Source organism: Rhizobacter sp. P3_C12 (assembly GCF_056402735.1).
Genome location: NZ_JBFUGW010000389.1, coordinates 1 through 4503, shown reverse-complemented (window position 1 = coordinate 4503; position 4503 = coordinate 1). Strand labels below are relative to the sequence as shown.

Sequence of the window (4503 nt, the reverse complement as noted above, 5' to 3'; positions counted from 1 at the left end):
GCCGAGCACTGGCCGCGCGACGCCGCCTGGCGCAGCGGCCTGCGCCGCCTGCTCGATGCGCTGCTGCCGCGCCTGGCGGGCAGCCCCGCGCTGGCGGCCGTGCAGGCGCTGAAAGACACCCATGCCGGCGACGATGCCTGGCTCGATCAACAGGCCGACCGCCTGCTGACCGGCGTGATGCTGGGGCTGGACCTGGCCGCCGCCCCGCTGGTGGCCGCGGCGCTGCAGGTGTACTGGACGCAGCTCGTGCTCGCGACGCAAGCGGCGCGCGGCGCCGACCACCTGCCGCCCTTCGGCCGCACCGACGATGCCACGCTGTGCCCCTGCTGCGGCAGCCGGCCGGTGGCCAGCATCTCGCGCATCGGCGGCGGCGATGCCGGCTTCCGCTACCTGCAGTGCGCGCTGTGCGCCGCGCAGTGGCACATGGTGCGGATCAAGTGCACGCACTGCCTCGGCACCAAGGGCATCCACTACCAGTCCCCGCAGCGCCTGGGCAGCGAGCCGCGCGATGCCAAGCCGGCCACCGAGGCCGAGACCTGCGATGCCTGCGGCCACTATTTGAAGATCGTGCACATGGAGCGCGACGTGAACGTCGAGCCGGTCGCCGACGACCTCGGCTCGGTGACGCTCGACCTGCTGGTCAGCGAGGCCGGCTTCCAGCGGCAGGGCATCAACCTGATGCTGCTGTTCGGCGACGACGGCACTGACGACGGCGGAGGCGGTTGATGGAGCGGCCCGAGACGTCCGTGGTTCACGGCGGCGGGTCGCAGGAGGCACGGCCCCAGGACCTGCCCTCGATCGACAAGCTGCTGCGCAGCGACGCCACGCGCGCGCTGCTCGACGCGCACGGCCACACGCTGGTGGCCGGCGAGGCGCGCGCGCTGCTTGAGGGGCTACGAACGCAAGCGGTGGCCGGCGGGCTCGCCGCCCACGCGCTGCAGCCCGATGCGCTGCAGGCGGCGCTCGCGGCACGCGTGCAGGCCCGGCTCGCGCCACGGCTGCGCACGGTGCTGAACCTGACGGGCACGGTGATCCACACCAACCTCGGCCGCGCGCTGCTGGCCGACAGCGCGCTGCAGCACCTGCTGGCGGTGATGGCGGCACCGAACAACCTCGAATACGACCTGGCCTCGGGCGGGCGCGGCGACCGCGACTCGATCGTCGAGGATTTGCTGTGCACGATCACCGGCGCGGCGGCGGCGACGGTGGTCAACAACAACGCCGCCGCGGTGCTGCTGACGATCGCGGCGCTGGCGCGCGAGCGCGAGGTGATCATCTCGCGCGGCGAACTGGTCGAGATCGGCGGCGCGTTCCGCATGCCCGACGTGATGGCGAGTGCGGGGGCCGAGATGGTCGAGGTGGGCACCACCAACCGCACGCATGCGCAGGATTACGAGCGCGCGATCACGCCGCGCACCGGCCTCGTGATGAAGGTGCACACCAGCAACTACGCGGTGCAGGGTTTCACGCACGCGGTCGACGAGGCGACGCTGGCCGGCATCGCGCATGCGCACGGGCTGCCGCTGGCCACCGACCTGGGCAGCGGCTCGCTGGTCGACCTGGCGCAGTACGGGCTGCCGCGCGAGCCGCTGCCGCAGGAGATGCTGGCGGCCGGCTGCGACGTGGTCACGTTCTCGGGCGACAAGCTGCTGGGCGGGCCGCAGGCGGGCCTGATCGTCGGCAGCCAGGTCGCGATCGCGCGCATCCGCAAGTTCCCGATGAAGCGCGCGTTGCGCATGAGCAAGCTGCCGCTGGCCGCGCTCGAAGCGACGCTGATGCTGTACCTGCGGCCCGAGCGGCTCGCGCACGACCTGCCGACGCTGCGGCTGCTGACGCGGCCGGCGCAGGCGATTCGCGCGCTGGCCGCGGCGCTGCAGCCGGCGGTGGCGGCCGCGGTGGCGCCGCGCTTCGAGGTGGAGGTGGTCGAGCTGATGGGGCAGATCGGCTCCGGCTCGCTGCCGGTGGAGCGGCTGCCGTCGGCGGGGCTGGCGATCGCGCCGGCCGGTGCCTCGAAGAAGGGCATCGGCACGGCGCTCGATGCGCTGGCCTCGGCGCTGCGCGCGCTGCCGCAGCCGGTGATCGGGCGCATCGCGCAGGACAGGTTGCTGCTGGACCTGCGCTGCCTGGAAGACGCTTCCTCGTTCACCCGCCAACTGCCGACATTGCATGAATCCTTGTAGCCCGGATGCCAATCCGGGATCCCCCCGCCCACCCCGGATTGGCATCCGGGCTACGGAGACCCGATGAACCCGCTCGACACGCTCGCCCGCATCGTCACCGACACCGTGGAGCCGCTCGCGCTGCGCACGGACCGAGAGGGACGCTTCCCGCGAGAGACGATCACCGCGCTGGGCGAGGCCGGGCTGCTCGGCCTGGTGTCGGCCCGATCGGTCGGCGGGCTCGGCCTGGGGCTGAAGGAGGCCAGCCAGGTCGTCTCGCGCCTCGCGCAGGCCTGCCCGTCGACCGCGATGATCGTCTGCATGCACTACTGCGCGGTCGCGGTGATCGAAGCCGCCGGCCAGCCCGCCGTCCGCGAGGCCATCGCGCGCGGCCGGCACCTGAGCACGCTCGCGTTCTCCGAGGCCGATTCGCGCAGCCACTTCTGGGCGCCCACCGGCACCGCGCGCGCCGACGGCAGCGCGGTGCTGCTCGATGCGCGCAAGAGCTGGGTCACCTCGGCCTTCGAGGCCGACAGCTACGTCTGGTCGAGCAAGCCGCTGGCGGCCGAGGGCGCCAGCACGCTGTGGTTCGTGGATGCCAAGCAGGACGGCCTGAGCCAGCCGGGCGCGTTCGACGGCCTGGGCCTGCGCGGCAATGCGTCGACGCCGATCACCGCGCGCGGCGTGCGCATCGCCGCGGCCGACCGGCTGGGCGAGGACGGCAAGGGCTTCGACACGATGATGGGCGTGGTGCTGCCGTGGTTCTCGGTGCTGAGCGCGTCGTGCTCGGCCGGGCTGATGGAAGGCGCGTTGTCGCGCGCGATCGGCCATGTCGGCCAGACCCGCCACCTGCACCTCGGCAGTTCGCTGGCCGAGCTGCCCACCATCCGCGCCTACCTGGCCCGCGCGCGCATCCAGGCCGACATGGTGCAGGCGCTGATCGACGACACGCTGGCGGCGATCGGCGGTGGCCGCCCCGACACGATGCTGCGCGTGCTGGAAGTGAAGGCCGCCGCGGCCGAGGCGGCACTGGAGGTGACCGACGTCGCGATGCGCGTGTGCGGCGGCGCGGCCTTCCGCAAGGAGGCGGGCATCGAGCGGCTGTTCCGCGATGCGCGCGCATCGAGCGTGATGGCGCCGACCTCGGACGTGCTGTACGACTTCATCGGCAAGGCCATCACCGGCCTGCCGTTGTTCTGAGGAGCCTGCCGATGAGCGATTCCACGCTGATCATGGGCGCCGTCGCCTACGCGCCCAAGGTCGTCACGATCTGGGAGGGCTTCAAGGCCTTCTTCGCGCGCCACGGCCTGGCCTTCGACTACCTGCTGTACTCCAACTACGAGCGCCAGGTCGAGGCGCAGTTCGACGGCGCGATCCACCTGGCCTGGAACTCGCCGCTCGCGTGGGTGCGCGCCGACCGCCTGGCCCGCGCGCGCGGCCAGGCCGTACGGGCGGTCGCGATGCGCGACACCGACTGCGACCTGCGCTCGGTGGTCGTCGTGCGTGCCGACAGCCCGCTGCAGGCGCTCGCCGACCTGCGCGGCCGGCGCGTGGGCACCGGCGCGATCGATTCACCGCAGGCCACGCTGATCCCGCTCGGGCTGCTGCGCGAGCACGGGCTGGTGGCCGGCCGCGACTTCACGCTGCGCCGCTTCGACGTGCTCGGCGGCAAGCACGGCGACCACATCGGCGGCGAACGCGATGCGGCCACCGCGCTGCGGGCCGGCGAGATCGACGCGTGCTGCCTGATCGACGGCAACCACCTCGCGTTCGGCCTCGACGGCACGCTGCCGGCCGGCAGCACGCGCGTCATCGCGCACACCGGCCCCTACGACCATTGCAACTTCACGACCAGCCCGGGTGCGCCGGCGGCGTTGATCGACCGCTTCACGTCGCTGCTGCTCGCGATGCGCTGGGACGATCCGGACGTGCGCCCGCTGCTCGAGCTGGAGGGGCTGCGCGAGTGGCGCATCGGCCGCACCAGCGGCTACGCGCTGCTCGAGCGGGCGGTCGACGATGAACGGTTCTACAGCGATGACGGGCGCATCCTTGCCAGCGACTATCGATATTGAGTCGCTGGCGCTGGACCAGGGCGCGCTGCTGCTGGTGCGGCGCGCGCTGCTCGGCCTGGCCGATGGCGACGAGCTGCGCGTGCGCGGCCGCGCCGACGCGTGGGACCTGCACCTGGCCGCGTGGTGCCGGCAGCAGGGCCATGCGCTGCGCTTCGAGACCGATGCGCAGGGGCGCCTGCACGGCGTGCTGACGCGCGGCCCGTCGGCCGCAGGTCGCTGGCGCGGCGCGCAGCGTGCCGGCCCCGCAAGCGGCGAGGCCACCGCCCCCGAGG

At 73.2% G+C, this 4503-nt stretch carries 4 protein-coding genes and 1 pseudogene; all 5 read left to right on the top strand.

Translation table 11 applies throughout. The annotated features are described in order from the left end of the window. Nucleotides 1-726, top strand: a 726-nt coding sequence (locus AC1DXV_RS31700) for a formate dehydrogenase accessory protein FdhE (RefSeq protein WP_477937456.1), incomplete at its 5' end; no start/stop codon positions are given. Then, on the top strand, nt 726-2180 hold the full coding sequence (gene selA / locus AC1DXV_RS31695) for an L-seryl-tRNA(Sec) selenium transferase (protein WP_477870224.1): 1455 nt from the start codon (nt 726-728) through the stop codon (nt 2178-2180). The genes AC1DXV_RS31700 and selA, both read left to right, overlap by 1 nt. Nucleotides 2181-2243: 63 nt before the next feature. Continuing rightward, entirely contained in the window at nt 2244-3359 is a 1116-nt protein-coding gene (locus AC1DXV_RS31690; protein ID WP_477870222.1) for an acyl-CoA dehydrogenase family protein, read from the top strand. An 11-nt stretch (nt 3360-3370) separates the two neighbouring features. After that, nucleotides 3371-4231, top strand: coding sequence for a phosphate/phosphite/phosphonate ABC transporter substrate-binding protein (locus AC1DXV_RS31685; RefSeq protein WP_477870220.1), 861 nt, complete (start codon nt 3371-3373; stop codon nt 4229-4231). Next, a pseudogene (locus tag AC1DXV_RS31680) lies at nt 4209-4503 on the top strand (ferritin-like domain-containing protein); the annotation flags it as partial. The gene AC1DXV_RS31685 and the pseudogene AC1DXV_RS31680, both read left to right, overlap by 23 nt.